General features: G+C 67.5%; 15 protein-coding genes and 3 tRNA genes. 12 read left to right on the top strand and 6 right to left on the bottom strand.

What is annotated here, in order from left to right; all coding sequences use genetic code 11:
- Positions 1-69 precede the first annotated feature (69 nt).
- Positions 70-145: transfer RNA gene (locus FPY90_RS02160), tRNA-Arg, on the top strand.
- Positions 146-395: 250 nt separating this feature from the next.
- Here the strand turns inward: FPY90_RS02160 and FPY90_RS02165 are convergent.
- Positions 396-623, bottom strand: coding sequence for a hypothetical protein (locus FPY90_RS02165; protein WP_139195001.1), 228 nt, complete (start codon positions 621-623; stop codon positions 396-398).
- Positions 624-930: 307 nt separating this feature from the next.
- On the opposite strand from FPY90_RS02165, the gene FPY90_RS02170 reads away from it, so the two are divergent.
- From FPY90_RS02170 to ettA, 3 genes are all read left to right on the top strand, one after another.
- Positions 931-1866 (top strand): CPBP family intramembrane glutamic endopeptidase, encoded by a 936-nt coding sequence (locus FPY90_RS02170; protein ID WP_498683575.1) that lies wholly within the window; start codon positions 931-933, stop codon positions 1864-1866.
- 121 nt (positions 1867-1987) lie between these two features.
- Entirely contained in the window at positions 1988-2482 is a 495-nt protein-coding gene (locus FPY90_RS02175) for a single-stranded DNA-binding protein (RefSeq protein WP_071216786.1), read from the top strand.
- A gap of 150 nt (positions 2483-2632) precedes the next feature.
- Complete coding sequence (gene ettA / locus FPY90_RS02180; protein WP_071216787.1) at positions 2633-4315, top strand: energy-dependent translational throttle protein EttA; 1683 nt, start codon at positions 2633-2635, stop codon at positions 4313-4315.
- A gap of 129 nt (positions 4316-4444) precedes the next feature.
- Here ettA and FPY90_RS02185 read toward each other — a convergent pair whose 3' ends face one another.
- Positions 4445-5332 carry an acyl-CoA thioesterase gene (locus tag FPY90_RS02185; RefSeq protein WP_071216788.1) on the bottom strand — a complete coding sequence of 296 codons (888 nt, stop codon included), beginning with the start codon at positions 5330-5332 and terminating at the stop codon, positions 4445-4447.
- Positions 5333-5497: 165 nt separating this feature from the next.
- Here FPY90_RS02185 and FPY90_RS02190 point away from each other — a divergent pair, with 165 nt between their 5' ends.
- Complete coding sequence (locus FPY90_RS02190) at positions 5498-6157, top strand: DUF8185 domain-containing protein (protein WP_071216789.1); 660 nt, start codon at positions 5498-5500, stop codon at positions 6155-6157.
- A gap of 34 nt (positions 6158-6191) precedes the next feature.
- Here FPY90_RS02190 and FPY90_RS02195 read toward each other — a convergent pair whose 3' ends face one another.
- The 4 genes from FPY90_RS02195 to pepN form a co-directional block, all read right to left on the bottom strand.
- A complete protein-coding gene (locus tag FPY90_RS02195; protein WP_498685489.1) occupies positions 6192-6620 on the bottom strand; it encodes a globin in 429 nt (142 codons plus the stop codon).
- Between the two features lie 275 nt (positions 6621-6895).
- Complete coding sequence (locus FPY90_RS02200) at positions 6896-7588, bottom strand: DNA alkylation repair protein (protein ID WP_217641949.1); 693 nt, start codon at positions 7586-7588, stop codon at positions 6896-6898.
- A 3-nt stretch (positions 7589-7591) separates the two neighbouring features.
- On the bottom strand, positions 7592-8065 hold the full coding sequence (locus tag FPY90_RS02205; RefSeq protein ID WP_071216790.1) for an OsmC family protein: 474 nt from the start codon (positions 8063-8065) through the stop codon (positions 7592-7594).
- A gap of 68 nt (positions 8066-8133) precedes the next feature.
- Positions 8134-10692: an aminopeptidase N gene (gene pepN / locus FPY90_RS02210; RefSeq protein ID WP_498683580.1), complete on the bottom strand. Its 2559-nt coding sequence runs from the start codon at positions 10690-10692 to the stop codon at positions 8134-8136.
- A 185-nt stretch (positions 10693-10877) separates the two neighbouring features.
- On the opposite strand from pepN, the gene FPY90_RS02215 reads away from it, so the two are divergent.
- The 7 genes from FPY90_RS02215 to tig all read left to right on the top strand — a co-directional run bounded on the left by FPY90_RS02215 (position 10878) and on the right by tig (position 16664).
- The gene (locus tag FPY90_RS02215; protein ID WP_498683582.1) at positions 10878-11729 is read left to right on the top strand and encodes an aspartate dehydrogenase domain-containing protein; all 852 of its coding nucleotides are present in this window, start codon (positions 10878-10880) and stop codon (positions 11727-11729) included.
- A gap of 99 nt (positions 11730-11828) precedes the next feature.
- On the top strand, positions 11829-12869 hold the full coding sequence (locus FPY90_RS02220; protein WP_498683583.1) for a DUF1648 domain-containing protein: 1041 nt from the start codon (positions 11829-11831) through the stop codon (positions 12867-12869).
- A 69-nt stretch (positions 12870-12938) separates the two neighbouring features.
- Positions 12939-13412, top strand: coding sequence for a ribose-5-phosphate isomerase (locus tag FPY90_RS02225; RefSeq protein WP_307580776.1), 474 nt, complete (start codon positions 12939-12941; stop codon positions 13410-13412).
- 17 nt (positions 13413-13429) lie between these two features.
- A complete protein-coding gene (locus FPY90_RS02230; protein WP_498683586.1) occupies positions 13430-14398 on the top strand; it encodes an Fpg/Nei family DNA glycosylase in 969 nt (322 codons plus the stop codon).
- Between the two features lie 319 nt (positions 14399-14717).
- Positions 14718-14791 (top strand) — tRNA-Gly (locus FPY90_RS02235).
- A 334-nt stretch (positions 14792-15125) separates the two neighbouring features.
- A tRNA-Pro gene (locus tag FPY90_RS02240) sits at positions 15126-15200 on the top strand.
- Positions 15201-15281: 81 nt separating this feature from the next.
- The gene (gene tig / locus FPY90_RS02245; protein WP_498683588.1) at positions 15282-16664 is read left to right on the top strand and encodes a trigger factor; all 1383 of its coding nucleotides are present in this window, start codon (positions 15282-15284) and stop codon (positions 16662-16664) included.
- Positions 16665-16843: the final 179 nt, after the last annotated feature.

A 16843-nucleotide genomic window follows, 5' to 3' on the forward strand; every position in this document is an offset into this window, starting at 1 on the left:
GGCGGCCCGGTATCGCCCCGGGTGAAATGTGAGACCACTAATGGTTTGGGCTATGATTCTTGTGCACTTGCCTCCGTAGCTCAGTGGATAGAGCAACAGCCTTCTAATCTGTCGGTCGCGCGTTCGAATCGCGCCGGGGGCACCACGCAAAAGCGGCACTCACTTTGATATTCCTGGTGAGTGCCGCTTTTGTTTGGTGAGGAAAATGCCGCTCCGAGGGCAGCTTGGGGGCAGTATTGATGCACGACGCCCTCAGCCGGTCGGCTTGTGGGTCAGCCGGATCGCTGGTTTCTTCGTTGGCGGCGCCGTAAAGAATCGAACGCCACCTCGCTCGACGCCGTTCGGGCATCGATTCCCAGGCGTCAGGCCGGCAGCGTCTTGGGAATGTGGATTCGTCAGGCGTGGTGGATCCCACCGACCCTGTGGGCGCCGTCCCACACCATTTCACGAGGCCCCTGCGCCACAGCATCCGGGGCCTTGGCCAGATAGCGCGCGCGGACCCTGGCTTCTAGATGCAGGTCCTCCGGCATCGATTCAACTACCAGGTCTTCCGGCCAATCCGAAACCGTCATCTCGCGGCCGTCAAATGGACCGCCACGCAGCACGACTCGAACCGAGTTCATGAGCGGGCTTCCGCGTCCGTTGGCAGTTCTCGGGTTTCCATGGTTCCATCCTTGATCGCCGTTGCCCACTGTCGCAAGCACTTGCCGTGGTTTCCCCAGCTTCACGTAGCCGGGTCGAATTCGCAATAGCCGTCAGGCGTGACCGGGGCGCGGCCCAAATCGGGGCGGTCGCTTCCTGCCGCGGGAAGATCCGCACAACGAATGATGCCGGGGTCCGGGAGGGCATGGCAGGGTTTAGGGAGACCCGCATGGGCCTCACCGGGTCATGGGGAACCCAAACCGCCCACGAGGAAAGGCGTTTTCGGACGTGGACCGCAACCTGCGAGCAATCCTGTACTTCACGGCCATCTCCTGCGGGCTGGCGTGGCTGGTGGCCTGGCCGCTGTGGCAGGGCGACGGATTGTTTGACACCAGGTTCGGGGTCGTTGCCCTGGCCATGATGTTCACGCCGGCGGTCGCTGCACTGGCCATGGTCTTCTTCATCGAACGGCCCGCTGCCAAGTTTCGCTCGCTGGGGCTGTGGCCGTTGAAACCCGCCGGCCGCCTGCTGATGTACCTGGTCCTGGCCCTGACCGTCCCGGTGGCACTGATCCTGGCGGCACTTCCCGTCGGGGCTGCGCTGGGGGTCTACCCGGCGGATTTCACCGGTTTCTCCGCCTTCAAGGCGATACTGGCCGCAGCCGGCCAGGGCGAGCTGCCCCTGCACATCGAAACGCTGGTGGCGCTGCAGTTTGTCAACGTGCTGATCGGTGCGCTCATCAACCTGCTTCCTGCCCTGGGCGAGGAACTCGGCTGGCGCGGCTGGCTGCTGCCCAAGCTCATGCCCTACGGCCCGGTGCGGGCGATCGTCGTGTCGGGCATCATCTGGGGCACCTGGCATGCGCCGTTGGTCCTGCTGGGCTACAACTACCCCTTGGCTCCGGGGTGGCTGGGGGTGTTCATGATGATCGGCATGTGCATTCTCGTGGGCGCAGTCTTCGGGTGGTTGCGTCTTCGCTCGGCTTCGGTGTGGCCGGCCGCGCTGGCCCACGGAACCTTCAATGCCGCGGCCGGCTTCTCCATGGTCTTTGCCGCGGCCGGCGCCCCGATCAACACGGTCAACGCGACGATCCTTGGCTGGTCCGGATGGATCGTCCCGCTGCTGCTGGTCATCGTGCTGGTCGCCACCAAGCAGTTCCGCGAGGGGCCCGCAGGCGGGAACCGGTCCGGCGAGTTCTCCGCACAACCACCGGCGGTCGGTTAGCTTACGGCACCGGGGCATCTCCACAACCGGGATCCGGACGGGCAGCACGCCTCGCGGACAGCGCCACACTGGGAGGACGAGGCGGGAACTGCCCGCCAACATCCGAACATTGGAGTGCACCATGACGGACCACATTACGTTGCGCGGTGTGGTGGGAACCGAACCCCGCCAGAGCGGGGAAAGCAGCGGCACGGTCATCGCAAAATTCCGCCTGGTCAGCAACGAACGGCGACAGGATCCCGACACGGGACAGTGGGCGGACGTCCACAGCAACTGGTACACCGTCTCCTGCTTCAGGGCCATGGCCACCAACCTGCTCGCCAGCATCCACATGGGCGACCACGTGGTGGTCTACGGCAAGATGCAGGTCCGCGAGTACGACCGGAAGGACGGGGCACGCGGCTTCAGCGTGGACATCGAGGCCATGGCTCTGGGCCACGACGTCCGTTTCGGGGTCAGCCGCTTCGAGCGGATCCGGGGTGCCGGGGGCGAGGACAACGGAGCGCGACGCACCCGTGCCGGCGAGACGGTCCACGGACGCGAGGAGTCCAACGACGGGTTCCCGGTGACCGGCTGGCCGGACGCCGAGCCCGCGACCGACACCGAGGCGGCCTGAAGGTCCCGGGCAACAAACTGGCAGGGAGTGTGTGGGCGGCCACGGCATCGGATGCCGTGGCCGCCCAATGTGTGCAGGAACATGCCTGCTTGGGGGAAACCGGCCGCTGAAATTGTGAGGAAGTCCGCCCAAGGCACTAGCCTTGTGGGCATGGCGGAATTCATTTACACGATGACCAAGGCTCGCAAGGCCGTTGGCGACAAAGTCATTCTCGACGATGTCAGCATGTCGTTCTATCCAGGTGCAAAAATTGGCGTGGTTGGACCGAACGGTGCCGGCAAGTCCACGATCCTGAAGATCATGGCGGGGTTGGACATACCCTCCAACGGCGAGGCACGCCTCAGCCCGGGATACAGCGTTGGAATCCTGTTGCAGGAACCGCCGCTGAACGAAGAAAAGACCGTTCTGGGCAACGTCCAGGAAGGCGTCGGGGAGATCTATGAAAAGATCACCCGATTCAACGAGATCTCCGAGGAGATGGCCCAGGACGGCGCGGACTTCGACACGCTGCTCGAGGAAATGGGACACCTGCAGGAAGCCATCGACACGGCCGACGCGTGGGACATCGACTCCCAGCTGGAACAGGCCATGGATGCCCTGCAGTGCCCGCCGGGCGATTCCCCGGTGTCCCACCTTTCCGGTGGCGAACGCCGCCGCGTGGCGTTGTGCAAGCTGCTCCTGCAGAAGCCTGACCTGCTGCTCCTTGACGAGCCCACCAACCACTTGGACGCCGAGTCCGTGTCATGGCTCGAACAGCACCTGCAGGCATACCACGGTGCCGTCCTTGCCGTGACCCACGATAGGTACTTCCTGGACCACGTGGCCCAGTGGATTGCCGAGGTCGACCGCGGGCGCCTGATCCCGTACGAGGGCAACTACTCCACCTACCTGGAGAAGAAGCGCGAGCGTCTCGAGGTCCAGGGCAAGAAGGACCAGAAGCTTGCCAAGCGCCTGAGCGAAGAACTCGAATGGGTTCGCTCCAACGCCAAGGGCCGCCAGACCAAGTCGAAGGCCCGTCTGGCCCGGTACGAGGAGATGGCGTCGGAGGCCGAGCGCACCCGCAAGCTGGACTTCGAGGAAATCCAGATCCCCGCGGGCCCGCGCCTGGGCTCCCTGGTCATCGAGGCCAAGGACCTGAAAAAGGGCTACGGCGACCGCGTGTTGATCGACAACCTGTCCTTCACGCTGCCGCGCAACGGCATCGTCGGTGTCATCGGCCCGAACGGCGTGGGCAAGTCCACCTTGTTCAAGACCATCGTCGGCATGGAGCCGATCGACGGCGGCGAGCTGAAGATCGGCGACTCGGTCAAGATCTCCTACGTCGACCAGAACCGTGGCGGCATCGACCCGGAGAAGTCCCTGTGGGAAGTTGTTTCCGAGGGGAACGACTACATGTACGTCGGCCAGGTCGAGGTTCCCACGCGCGCCTACGTCTCGGCATTCGGCTTCAAGGGCCCGGACCAGCAGAAGAAGGCAGGCGTGCTCTCCGGTGGTGAGCGCAACCGCCTGAACCTGGCGCTGACCCTCAAGCAGGGCGGCAACTTGCTGCTCCTTGACGAACCGACCAACGACCTCGACGTCGAAACCCTCTCGTCGCTGGAAAATGCGCTGCTCGAATTCCCGGGTTGCGCCGTGGTCGTATCGCACGACCGCTGGTTCCTGGACCGCGTGGCCACCCACATCCTGGCCTACGAGGGCACCGATGAGGATCCGTCGAGCTGGTACTGGTTCGAGGGCAACTTCGATTCCTACGAGGCCAACAAGGTCGAGCGCCTGGGCCCGGAGGCTGCCAAGCCGCACCGCGTCACCCACCGCCGCCTGACCCGCGACTAGCAGCCGACGCGCCTTTCGGGCGCTTCGGTTCGGTCCACGACAAAGGGCCGGATCCCGCCGGAATTTCTTCTGGCGGGATCCGGGCCTTTGCTGTTTTTGGCCGCGCGTGCGCCGCGGCCGCCCCCGGGGCTAGTCTTCGTCCAGGGGCAGGCGGATCATGCCTTCCTGGGCGACGGTGGCCACCAGTTCTCCTGCGCGGTTGAAGATCCGCCCGGTGGCCAGCCCCCGCGCGCCGGAGGCGCTGGGGGACTCCTGGACGTAGAGCAGCCACTCATCGACGCGGAACGGGCGGTGCCACCACATCGCGTGGTCCAGGCTGGCCACGGACATGCCGGGAGTGATCCAGGTCAGCCCGTGGCGGCGCAGCACCGGCTCCAGCAGCGTGTAGTCGCTGGCATAGGCCAGCGCGGCACGGTGCATGGCGTCGTCGTCGGGCATGGCGGAGTTGGTCTTCATCCACACCGCGTTTGTTGCCGGACGGCTGGCCGGGCCCTTGAGAAAGAGCGGCTCGCTGATGTAACGGATGTCGAAGGGCCTGTCGAACGCGTACTCCTTGGCCACCGGGTGGTCAAGGTTGCCGATCAGCTCGGCGGTGGTGGGCAGCGACTCGGGATCCGGGAGGCCCTCGGGCATGGCGTCCTGGTGGTCGACCCCCTCGGAGTGCGCCTGGAACGAGGCGATCATTGAGAGGATCGGCACGCCGTTCTGGTAGGCGTGCACCCGCCGGGCGGAAAACGAGCGCCCGTCGCGCAGCCGCTGCACCCCGAAGGTGATCGGCAGGCTTGCGTCCCCGGCGCGCAGGAAGTAGCCATGCATCGAATGGATCGGGCGCTCCTCCGCAATGGTCTTGGAGGCGGCCACCACCGCCTGGCCGAGCACCTGGCCGCCAAAGACGCGGTTCCTGGCCTGCGGCGGGGTGTGGCCGACGAAGATGTCCTCGTCGGTGCGGGCCTCGGGGTCGCCGGAGAGGTCCAGCAGCTCGATGAGCTTCGGGGTCGTGGTGTCTTGGGTACTCACGTGTCTGCTCCTTGGAGGGGAGAAAAATGGATCTGGTAAGACACTATCGCCCCGGTGTGCCGTTCGCCGTATTCGCACCCGCCGCCTCCCCGCGCCGCGGTGTCGTGTGTCTCCGCGGGACCGCGGCAATGGGCCGGCACGCACCGGACATGGAAGTATGAAGGCATGGCAAGTGAATTCGTAGTACTCGAGGACCAGGAAACCGTTGCGGACCTGGCCACGTTCCTTTCCCGCGCGCGTTCGATCGAGGACGGCGCGGTGATGATGCAGGCGGCCGGCAACGCCCTGGCCCTGTATGTCCCGGTGCTCTACCCGGAGTTCCTGGGCGATTCGGTTCCCACGGTGCTGGGGATGCGCGCCGTGCGGCTCTCGATCCCGGCCAAGGCGGAGGGCGTCTATGCGCTCTCGGCGCTGACCGAACGGCTGGCCCGGTTGGGGTCCGGGTCCCTGGAGCTTTCGGTTCCCCCGGCTGAGGTCAACGCGTCGTGGGCAGGCCAGCAGGTCCCGCGCGGCGGCTGGGACGCGGTGGCGACGCTGTCCGACGACACACTGGTGGCCGAGGCGGTGCGCGGGATGGGCGTGGTGGCCCAGGCCCTGCCCGAAAACGCCGGGCGCCCGGTGCTCAAGACCGTCCGAGCCAGGATCTGGTCCTCGCCCGTCGAAGGGGTGGAAGCTGCGATGCCGCTGGCCATGGCCTTCGGCGCACACGCACTGGGGTTCCTGCGCGAGGGGGAGAGCTCCACGCTGTTTTCCTCCGGCGCCTGGCTGCGGCTGGGCAGCACCGGAGGACACGTGGTGGCACGCCAAGGCGGCATCCTGGGCTAGCCGCCCGGAACCCCGGGGGCGTGCCCCGGCGTCGTTACTGGTCGGGCGCGTTCATCAGCGAGTGGGCGGCCCGGTCGAAGTAGTCCCAGAGGGTTTCCTCCTGCAGCGGCGGCAGCTCCAGCGAGTCCACGGCAATGCGCATGTGCTTGAGCCAGGTATCGCGGTTGTGCGAATTGATCGTGTACGGGACGTGGCGCATGCGCAGGCGCGGGTGCCCGCGGCGCTCGGAGTAGGTCTTGGGCCCGCCCCAGTACTGCTCCAGGAACAATTGCAGGCGCATGGTGGCCGGGCGCAGGTCCGTTTCCGGGTACATCGCCCGGAATTCCACATCCTGCCCGACCGAGTCGTAGAAGGCCTCGGCCAGCTTGGCGAAGGTCTCGCGCCCGCCGACCTGCGCGTAGAAGGTGCCCTCGTAGGCGGCCGGATCGTGGTCGTCGTTGGGCGAGAGCTTGCCCTCGGGCAGGGCGTTGCTCAGCGAGGCGCCGACCGGGCGCAACTGGCCCGGTTCCTCGCCGAAGGGGCGCAATTGCCCGATGCCCTCGCCGAAGCGGGTGGGCACCGGCAGCAGTGCCGGCTCGGGGGTGGACTCGGGGGCGGGGCGGTTCTCGTTCACGGTTCGGTGTCCTTTCAGTTCCCGGCTGCGGCCCGGGACCCTTTGTGCCCATTATCCCGCGGGCTCCGCGAAGGCCGCACGGCTTTCGCGCAGGGCGTGAGATGCCGGCCCCTGTCGAAGGGGACCTACGCCGCCTGGCCCAGGTGCTTGAGCGCCTCGCGCACCGCCAGCGGGCTCATGTTCTCCCGGTGCGCCTGCACCCAGGCACGCACCCACCCGGGGTCGGTCCTCGCGTATTGCCGCAGCGCCCAGCCCATGGCCTTGCGGATGAAGAACTCCCGGTCGCCCAGGTTGGCGCGCAGCGCCTCGTCGAGAAGCACGGTGTCGGTGTCCGCACGCAGGTGCAGTTGGCAGATCATCGACAGGCGCCGCTTCCACATGTTTTCATCCGTGCTCCAGCGGAGCATCTGCGCGGCCAGGGGTTCCGGGTGGGCGAGCAGCAGCTGCCCCAGGGGCCGGGAGCAGCCATCGACGATGTCCCACCAGGCGGCCTCGAGGATCATGCGCTCATACAGCGGCAGGAACTCCAAGCGGCCGCGGCAGGCGGCCGCCGCACAGATTTCCTGGGCGGCGTACCAGTGCTCGCGGTGCGTGGCCTGCGACCAGATCCCGGTGGCCAGCTCCAGCCGCTCCGGAGCGCTCGCGGCGCCAAGCCGGCGGACCAGCTCGCGGGTGGTGCGCCGGAGCACGGGGACCGGAACGCCCAGGAACGGCTGCGTGGTCTTCATGTAGGCCTGCGCGCTCGCTGCCCGGCCGGCATCGGCCAGCGGCAGCAGCATCGCGGTCAGCAGGTGAACCGCCGGGGTGCCGGTGTCCACGGCTCAGGCGCTTGGGGCCACCGGGGCGTGGTGCACCGGGAAGTTCACGCTGCGGGCGATGAAGCACACGGCGTTGGCCGCCGGGTGCAGGGAATCGGCCAGCTCCCGCTGGGATTCGTCGGCCAGCTCAACGCGCGGGGCAAGGTTCGCCTCGAGGAATTCCCCGCTGCCGTCGCGGTTCAGCCGCAGCACCCCGGAGGCGGCATCGGTGTACCCGGTGACGACCAGACCGTGCTGCACCGCCACGTGCAGGTAGGAGAGCATGTGGCACTGGGACAGCGCGGCCAGCAGCAGCTGCTCGGGGTTCCAGCGGTCCTTGTCCCCGTGGAACGTCGGGTCGGCGGTGCCCGGAAGGTCGGGCAGCCCGGCGGCGCGGATCACGTGGTCGCGTCCGTAGCTGCGGTAGCCGGAGGTTCCTTCGCCGCGGTTGCCGGTCCAGGAGATGTCAACGCGATATTCGTGCAGTGCCAGGTTCATGCAACCATTCTCGCCCAAGCGGTGGTGCCGGCGCACGCCGGCACCACCGCTTTCCGCAGGCGGTCCGGCTAGGCGCCGGCGCCGTGCACGTCGGCCGCCTGCGCGGCCAGGGCGCGGACCACCGATTCGCGGGACTCGATGACCAGCCGGTGCAGTGCCGGGGAATCCTCGCCCAGCTCGGCCAGGAACGCATCGGTCGCGGCCAGCGTGGACTGGCTGGTCTGCGCCGCCGGGTAGAACCCGGTGACGATCTGCTGGGCGATCTCGTAGCTCTTGGACTCCCACACGACCCGGGCGGAGTCGAAGTACTCGCCCGCGTAGGCGGAAATCAGCGATGCGTCGTGCACGCGGTTGAACCCGGCGATGGCCGCGCGCTGTTCCAGGTTGGACAGCTTCCCGGCGACGACCGCATCCCAGGCGGCGCGCTTGGCCGCGGGCGTGGGAATCGCGGCCCGCGCCGTGTGGGCGGCCAGCTGCCCGGTGGAGGTGGCATCGCGCGCCAGCTCGGCCTCGATGGCCGGCACGTCGGCGCGGCCCCCGGCGGCCAGCGAGACCACCAGGTCCCAGCGCAGGTCCGCGTCCACCGCCAGCCCCTCGAGCGCGCCGTCGCCCGAGAGCAGGGCGGCGACGGCGTCGAGCTGGGAATCGGTGTGCGCCAGGTTGGCGAAGGCGCCGGTGAACTGCAATTGCGCATCCGATCCGGCCTTGGCCTCCCGGGCCAGCTCCCAGAGCTTGTCCGCGGCCGCCAGCCGGGCGGCCGGGGCGTGCTCGCGGGCCACGTAGAAGTCCAGTGCGGTGTTCAGCTGGCGCAGCAGCACCATGATCACGGTGGAATCGGATTCGTGCCCGATGTTCTTGAGCACCAGCTCGATGTAGTTGCGGGCTCCGGTCTCGGCGTCGCGCACCGCATCCCAGGCCGCGGACCACACCAGGGTGCGCGGCAGCGAGTCGGCGAAGTCCTTCAGGTGCTCGGTCGCGGTGTCCAGCGAGGCCGGATCCAGGCGGATCTTCGTGTAGGCCAGGTCGTCGTCGTTGACCAGCACCAGCGCGGGGCGCGGGCGTCCCACCAGCGCGGGCACCGGGGTGGAGGGACCCGCGACGTCGAGTTCCTCGCGGTGCACCCGCACCAGCGCACCGGATTCGTCCAGGTCGTAGAAGCCCACGGCCAGGCGGTGCGGGCGGAGCACCGGGTGTTCGGCGACCGCGGTCTGCTCGATCTCGAAGGCGGTGATGGTGCCCGCATCGTCGCTGTCGATGTGCGCGCGCAGCGTGTTGACCCCGGCGGTTTCCAGCCAGAGCTTCGACCACTGCCCCAGGTCGCGTCCGGAGGCGGCCTCCAGCTCGCGCATCAGGTCCGGCAGCTCGGTGTTTTTCCAGGCGTGCTTGGCGAAATACTCCCGCACCCCGGCCATGAACTGCTCCTGGCCGACCCAGGCGACCAGCTGGCGCAGCACGGAGGCGCCCTTGGCGTAGGTGATGCCGTCGAAGTTCACCAGCACGTCCTCGAGGTCGCGGATCTCGGCGACGATCGGGTGCGTGGAGGGCAGCTGGTCCTGGCGGTAGGCCCAGTTCTTCTCCAGGATGTTGAAGGTGGTCCACGAGGAGGTGAATTGCGTGTTCTGCGCGGCCGCGAGCGTGGACATGAACTCGGCGAAGGACTCGTTGAGCCACAAGTCGTTCCACCAGCGCATGGTGACCAGGTCGCCGAACCACATGTGGGCCAGCTCGTGCAGGATCGTGATGGCGCGGCGCTCGACCATCGCATCGGTGGGCCGGGAGCGGAAGACGTAGGACTCCAGGAACGTCACCGCGCCGGCGTTCTCCATGGCGCCGGCGTTGAACTCGGGCACGAAGAGCTGGTCGTACTTCTCGAACGGGTACGGGGTGCCGAACTGCTCCTCGAAGAACTCGAAGCCCTGGCGGGTGAGGGTGAAGATGTTCTGAGCATCCAGGTGCTCCATGAGCGAGGCGCGGGCGAAGACGCCCAGCGGGATGACCCGTCCGTCGCTGCTGGTCAGCTCGGAGCGGACGGACCGGTAGGGGCCGGCGACCAGTGCGGTGATGTAGGAGGAGATGCGCGCGGTCGGGGCGAAGGCCCACGTCTTGGCGCCCCGGTGGGCGGGCACCGGTTCCGGGGTGGTGGCGTTGGAGATGACGTCCCAGTGCTCCGGGGCGGTGATCGTGAAGGCGAAGGTCGCCTTCAGGTCGGGCTGTTCGAAGACCGCGAACATGCGGCGGGAGTCGGGCACCTCGAACTGCGAGTAGAGGTAGACCTCGTCATCCACCGGGTCCACAAAGCGGTGCAGCCCCTCGCCGGTGTTCATGTACAGCGCGTCGGCGTCGATGACCAGGGTGTTCTCCTCCGCAAGGTCCTCCAGGGCGATGCGCACGCCGTCGGACACCGCGGAGGGGTCCAGCTCCACGCCGTTGAGGTTCACCGAGCGCACGGCCGAGGTGACCGCGTCGATGAAGGTGGCCGAACCCGCGGAGGCGGAAAAGCGCACCGTGGTGCGGGAGGAGAAGACGGTGCCGGTGCCGGTGAGGTCCAACTCGACGTCGTAGGAGTGCACGTGGATCAGTTCCGCACGGATGCGGGCTTCTTCGCGGGTGAGGTTCATTCCTGGCATGGTCTGACGTGCCTTTCGATGGTTGCCGAGCTGAAATCTGTGGGCTGCACCGGGCCCGAAACGGAGCCTGGCGATGCGGCACGGCATGCCACAACACCTTCAGAGTGTGAAACAAGCCTTGAACAGTGTGCCCATTCTCTCACCACCACCCCGGCCTCCCGCAAGTGCACGCGGATGCTGGTTGGATGGATGACATGGGAATTGATGTGGTGCTGCTGGGATACGGCGCGATCGGGCAGGCGGTCCACCGGATGCTCGGCGCACACGACGGCGAGGTGCGGGTGCTCGGGGTACTGGACCGCGCGTCCCTGGCCGACCCCGATCCGGCGACACCTGCGGCACGGACCACCGGCCCGGCCGAGCCCGGCTCCGCGCCGAGGCTGCCGGTGCTTGACCTGGCCACCGCCATCGAACGGGCCGACCTGGTCATCGAATGCGCCTCCCCGGCCGCGGTGCGTGCCCACGGGCCGGCGATCACCGGCGCGGGAACCGACCTGCTGGTGGCCTCGCTGGGGGCGTTGGCCGATGGCCGGCTGCGCGCCGCGCTGGAGGCCGGCCCCGGACGCTGCCACTACTCCACCGGAGCCATCGGCGGACTGGACCTCATCCGCGCCTCGGCCGGCACCATCAACGCCATCAAGCTGCGCACCCGCAAGCTGCCCGAGGCGCTGCTGCATCCGGGGCTGCCCGGCACACTGCGCTCGGCGATCGCCCGGGCGGCCGAATCCGGAACCGCGGCGCGCGTCTTCTCCGGCTCGGTGGCCGAGGCCATCCGGGACTTCCCGTCCAACATCAACGTCGCCGCCGCCCTGGGCCTGGCCGCCGGGGACCTGGACCTGGTGGCGGTGGACATCATCGCCGACCCGGCCGCAGCCATGACCCGCCACGAGATCACCGTGCGCGGGGACGGCGGGAACTACCGCTTCGGGATCGAGAACTTCCCGGATCCCGCCAACCCGGCCACCAGCGCGCTGACCGCCCGCTCGATGGTCTCGGGCGTGCTGCGCCTGGCCGGGCGCGGGCCCCACTTCATCTAGCATGCCCGGCACCCGCGCGGCAGGGATGAAACCCGTGCGGTGAACTGGATATGCTCGAGGCAGTCCCGCGTCCGCACCACCAAAGGGGAATCCGAACCCATGACCGCATCGCCGAACCCGCCGCCGGCCAGGGTCCGCACGCCCCGGGTCTGGCCGCTCTCGCTGTCGACCTTGGGCATCGTGCTGGCGGCCCACCTGGGCAGCTCGCTGCTGTGGCGTTCGCGGTTGTCGGACCCCGTGGCCACCCACTGGGGCGGTTCCGGGGTGGCCGACGGGACCGGCAGCCTCACCACCCACGTGCTGGTTGGCGCCTTCACCCTCGTGCTGCTGGGCATCCTCATGCCGGTCTCTGCAAGCAGTCTCGCGGGGGCCGCGGGCCGCAGCGGGGTCCCGCTGATGGCGGGCCTGGGCAATTGCCTGGTGGTCGGCATCGGAGGGATGTTCCTCTCCGGACTGGTCGGCCAGCCGGACAAACCCGCGGCACTGGGCACCCGGATGGACGGCACGATGCTGGTTGCCGGCATCGTGCTGGGCGTGCTGTGGGGAATCGGCTCCGCACTGCTGGTCCGTTCCGCACTGCCGCCCAGGGCCCCTGCGGAGGGCTCCGCGTCGCCAAGCGCGGAGTCAGCCGCACACGCGTTTGCCCCCGGGACCGTGATTGCTTCCACGGTGCGCGGACCAGCCTGGATGCTGGGCCTCATGCCGGTCCTGGCCGTGGGCATGGCAGCGCTTGGAATCACCGCAGGGAGGGACAGTCCGGTCGCCCTCTGGTCCATGGTGCCCGGCATCGCCATCGTGCTGGGGGCCGGCGCAACCTGCCTGGCCGGAAAGGTGGTGGCCAACGATGCCGGCATCCGCGTCTACGGCGGCGGGTTCCTCAAGATGCTGCACGTCAAGCCCTCCGACATCGAGCAGGCCGAGGCACGTGAGATCACCCCGGCCGAATTCGGCGGCTGGGGCCTGCGGGTCAGCGGCGCGGGCATCGCCTTCATCATGGGAGCCGGCCCGGGCGTGATCGTGCAGCGCCCGCGCGGGGGAGCGCGCATCTACTCGGTGGCCACCATGGCCGACGCCCAGGCGATGGCCGGGCTGCTCAACTCGCTGGCCGCCGGACGGCGCCAGGCCGGGTCATCAACTTAGTCCCCGGCCGGGCCCGCCGCTAGGCTGGTTCCTGCATCCCGCCTTCACCACCGCCTAAGGACAAATCACATGCGCGTTCACATTGCCACAGACCACGCAGGCCTCGAGCTCAGCGCCCACCTGATCACCCACCTCGCCGCCAAGGGCTTCGAGATGGTCGACCACGGGCCCACCGCCTACGACGCCGAGGACGACTACCCCTCGTTCTGCATCAACGCGGCCCTGGCCGTGGTCGCCGACCGCGCCACCGGGCTGGACTCGCTGGGCATCGTGCTGGGCGGATCGGGCAACGGCGAACAGATCGCCGCCAACAAGGTCGTCGGCATCCGCGCCGCCCTGGCCTGGAACCTGGACACCGCACGCCTGGCCCGCGAGCACAACGACGCCAACGTGGTGGCTGTGGGCGGCCGCCAGCATTCGCTGGAAGAAGCCACCGAAATCATCGAGGCGTTCCTGGCCGAGCCGTTCTCCAACGTGGAGCGCCACATCCGCCGCATCGGCAAGATCGCCACCTATGAGACCACCGGCGAGGTCGTGGCCTAGCGAAGGCCGCCAGCACCATGCCCGAAGGCCACTCCGTACACCGCCTTGCCCGCCAATTCGACGACGTCTTTGGCGGGCAGGTTTTGGCCGTATCCTCCCCGCAGGGCCGCTTCGCGCCCGCGGCCCGGCTGATCGACGGGGCCAGGCTTGCCACCTCGCACGCCCACGGCAAGCAGCTGTTCCTGGGATTCGAGAACGACCTGGTGCTGCGCGTGCACCTGGGGCTCTACGGGGCCTGGAGCTTCGGGGGAGACGAGCACTTCACCGGGGCCTCCTCCATCGGCGCGCCGCGCAAGGTGGGGGAGACCGAGCAGGGGCCCGACGCGGATGCCGGCCCCTACCAGGGCCCTCCCGAACCCGTGGGCCAGGTCCGCGCCCGGCTGGTCTCCGCCCACGGGTGGGCCGACCTGCGCGGACCCAGTGCCTGCGAGGTGCTCACGCCCCAGGAGGCGGGCAGCGTGCGTGCCAAGCTCGGCCCGGACCCGCTGACGGCCGCGGCCGGGGAATTCGAACTGGCCAAGGGGCGCGGCACCGCCCTCGCGCACCAGCGGGCCGCACGCGCTGCGCGCAAGGAATTCGTCTCGCGCCTGGCCGGCAAGAAGACGCCCGTGGGCACCGCGCTGATGGACCAAGCGGTCTTGGCAGGGGTTGGCAACATCTACCGCGCAGAAACCCTCTTTCGCACGCGCCTTGACCCGTTCACGCCCAGCTGCGACATTTCGGCGCGCAAGGCCGGTGTGTTGTGGGACGACATCGTCTCCATCATGGCCGACGGGGTGCGCGACGGGAAGATCATCACCACCCGACCCGAGCACCGCGGACCGGGCCCGGTCTGGCCCCAAAACGCCTACTACACCTACCAGCGCCAGGGCCGCACCTGCCGCTTGTGCACCTCCGCGATCTCCCTGAGCGAGGTCGCCGGACGCAAGCTCTACTGGTGCCCCGGCTGCCAGCGGCGGGCCGGTGCCCGCCCCGGCGGAACCTAGCCGCACTCGTCCGCCGGAAACGGACCGCTCGGCCCGACGGGACCGCCGTGCACCGGATCCCGACGGCCTCCCATCCAGAGGCCCGGTGCCGCATTGCTCAGCGATGACAGGCAGCAGGCCAAATTCCGCGGGCATGAGGGGTGCAGACACCGCAGCGGTGCAGCAAATGGCACCTGCCTTGGCGTGATCCACATGGGCGCGGGGTCTTGGGAACTTCCGTGATGACAAGGATCGAGTCGTTTGGAGGCATGGATTTGCACGGTGCTGATTTGGGGTGCTAAGATTTTATCCGTTGCCACCGACAAGGTGTAGCAAATGCGGGGATGTAGCTTAATGGTAAAGCCTCAGTCTTCCAAACTGATTACGCGGGTTCGATTCCCGTCATCCCCTCCAATTGAGAGCGATTTGATTCCAAGGAATCAGGTCGTTCTTTTCTTTTGTCCAAGCAATGGCATTCCACGTTTTCCTTTCCACGGTTCGGGCCATGTGACGTGCGTCCCTTTCCGGGGGATCGCCCGCGTCGGGGGGCAAAATGTCGGCGCAACGGGGTCCGTGAACCGTCGAATTCCATGAAAACACGCGGCTTTCCCCCTCCCTTGAGTATGAATTTTGTTTTCCCGCGAATGCTTGTATGGTTATTCCGCGCCGTCGACGAATTCCAAACTTCTGGTTGACGGGCCGATTAGTAGAAATTTGTTTATTCCGCATAGACTGTTTCTGCACTAATCGGGGTGTAGCTCAGCTTGGCTAGAGCGCGCGCTTTGGGAGCGTGAGGTCGCAGGTTCGAATCCTGTCACCCCGACTCTGTATTCAACCCCGTAACGGATTCCGTTACGGGGTTGAAGTCCAGTCAGACCAAACAACACACCAGGAGTACACCGCTGTGAAGAGCGCCGTCGAAACCCTCACCCCCACCCGGGTCAAGCTCACTGTTGAAGTTCCTTACGAGGAACTGAAGCCGCGCATTGCTGAGGCCTACAAGACCATCGCCAAGCAGATCCAGGTTCCCGGCTTCCGCGCCGGCAAGGTCCCGTCCCGCTTGATTGATCAGCGCGTCGGCCGTGGCTACGTCCTGGAAACTGCCATCAACGAAGGCATGAACACCTACTACCAGGCCGCCGTGACCGAGAACGACATCGTTCCGCTCTCGCGCCCCGAGGTGGAAATCACCGAGACCCCGTCGGCCGAGACCGAAGGCGAAGGCCAGCTGGCCTTCCAGGTCGAGATCGACATCCGCCCGAGCATCGAACTGCCGGAGTACAAGGGCCTGGAAGTCACCGTTGACGCCACCGAAGCCGGCGAAGCCGACATCGAGAAGGCACTGGATGACCTGCGCGGCCGCTTCGGCACGCTCAAGGCCATCGAGCGCCCGGCCGCCGACCAGGACTTCATCACCCTTGACCTGACCGCTTCGGTCGACGGTGAAGAGGTCGACTCGGCCACCGGCCTGTCCTACCAGGTTGGCACCGGCACCATGCTCGAGGGCATGGACGAGGCGGTCACCGGCCTGTCCGCAGGCGAAGACGCCACCTTTGAGACCAAGCTGGCCGGCGGTGAGCACGCAGGTGCCGCCGCACAGGTCAAGGTCACCGTCACCGCCGTCAAGGAGCGCGAGCTTCCCGAGGCCAACGACGACTTTGCCCAGTTGGCTTCCGAATTCGACACCATGGACGAGCTGCGCGAATCCCTCGCGAAGGACGCAGCCGAGTCCAAGGTCATGGAGCAGGGCGTCGCCGCCCGCGACCTGGTCCTGGACAAGCTCATGGAGCTCGTCGAGGTTCCGGTTCCGGAATCCGTCATCACCGAGCAGGTTGAGCAGCACTTCGAGCAGGGCTCGCACACCGAAGGTGAAGAGCACGACACCGAAGAGCACCGTGCAGAGGTCAGCGAGAACACCGCCAAGGCCTTCAAGAACGAGATCGTGCTCGACGCCGTGGCCGAAGCAGAGAAGATCGGCGTTGCCCAGTCCGAACTGATCGACTACATCGTCCAGACCGCCGGCCAGTACGGCATGGACCCGAACCAGTTCGCGCAGATGCTCGACGGCGCCGGCCAGGTCCCGATGCTGGTTGGCGAAGTCCGCCGCCGCAAGGCACTTGCCAAGGTCCTGGAGCTGGCTGTCGTCACCGACACCCACGGCAACGTCGTGGACCTGTCCTCGTTCGTCAGCGCCGAGGGTGATGAAGAGGGCGAGTCCGCATCGTCGGCCTCTTCCGCATCGTCCGCTTCCTCGGCCTCGTCAGCTTCGGCAGCATCGGCCAAGTAGTCCGGCGCCGCCTCGTGCGGCATTGACTTCCACGCGTGGAGCCACCCGTCAAGGGTGGCTCCACGCGTGTTTTAATCCCTCTTTTAAGCCGACGGCGATGCCCGCGGCGGCGACCATGCGCCGACAGCGAACAGTTGCCCCTGCACTGCCAAAGTCACTGGCCAAGGCAGTAATGTTCA

This window comes from Arthrobacter sp. C2 (assembly GCA_024207135.1).
GTDB lineage: Bacteria > Actinomycetota > Actinomycetes > Actinomycetales > Micrococcaceae > Paeniglutamicibacter.

What these genes read in the sequence shown, in the direction of transcription:
- FPY90_RS02165 (WP_139195001.1), bottom strand. Translation starts at nt 623, where the DNA reads ATGAACTCGGTTCGAGTCGTGCTGCGTGGCGGTCCATTTGACGGCCGC.
- FPY90_RS02175 (WP_071216786.1), top strand. Translation starts at nt 1,988, where the DNA reads ATGACGGACCACATTACGTTGCGCGGTGTGGTGGGAACCGAACCCCGC.
- ettA (WP_071216787.1), top strand. Translation starts at nt 2,633, where the DNA reads ATGGCGGAATTCATTTACACGATGACCAAGGCTCGCAAGGCCGTTGGC.
- FPY90_RS02190 (WP_071216789.1), top strand. Translation starts at nt 5,498, where the DNA reads ATGGCAAGTGAATTCGTAGTACTCGAGGACCAGGAAACCGTTGCGGAC.
- FPY90_RS02205 (WP_071216790.1), bottom strand. Translation starts at nt 8,065, where the DNA reads ATGAACCTGGCACTGCACGAATATCGCGTTGACATCTCCTGGACCGGC.
- pepN (WP_498683580.1), bottom strand. Translation starts at nt 10,692, where the DNA reads ATGCCAGGAATGAACCTCACCCGCGAAGAAGCCCGCATCCGTGCGGAA.
- FPY90_RS02215 (WP_498683582.1), top strand. Translation starts at nt 10,878, where the DNA reads ATGGATGACATGGGAATTGATGTGGTGCTGCTGGGATACGGCGCGATC.
- FPY90_RS02220 (WP_498683583.1), top strand. Translation starts at nt 11,829, where the DNA reads ATGACCGCATCGCCGAACCCGCCGCCGGCCAGGGTCCGCACGCCCCGG.
- FPY90_RS02225 (WP_307580776.1), top strand. Translation starts at nt 12,939, where the DNA reads ATGCGCGTTCACATTGCCACAGACCACGCAGGCCTCGAGCTCAGCGCC.
- FPY90_RS02230 (WP_498683586.1), top strand. Translation starts at nt 13,430, where the DNA reads ATGCCCGAAGGCCACTCCGTACACCGCCTTGCCCGCCAATTCGACGAC.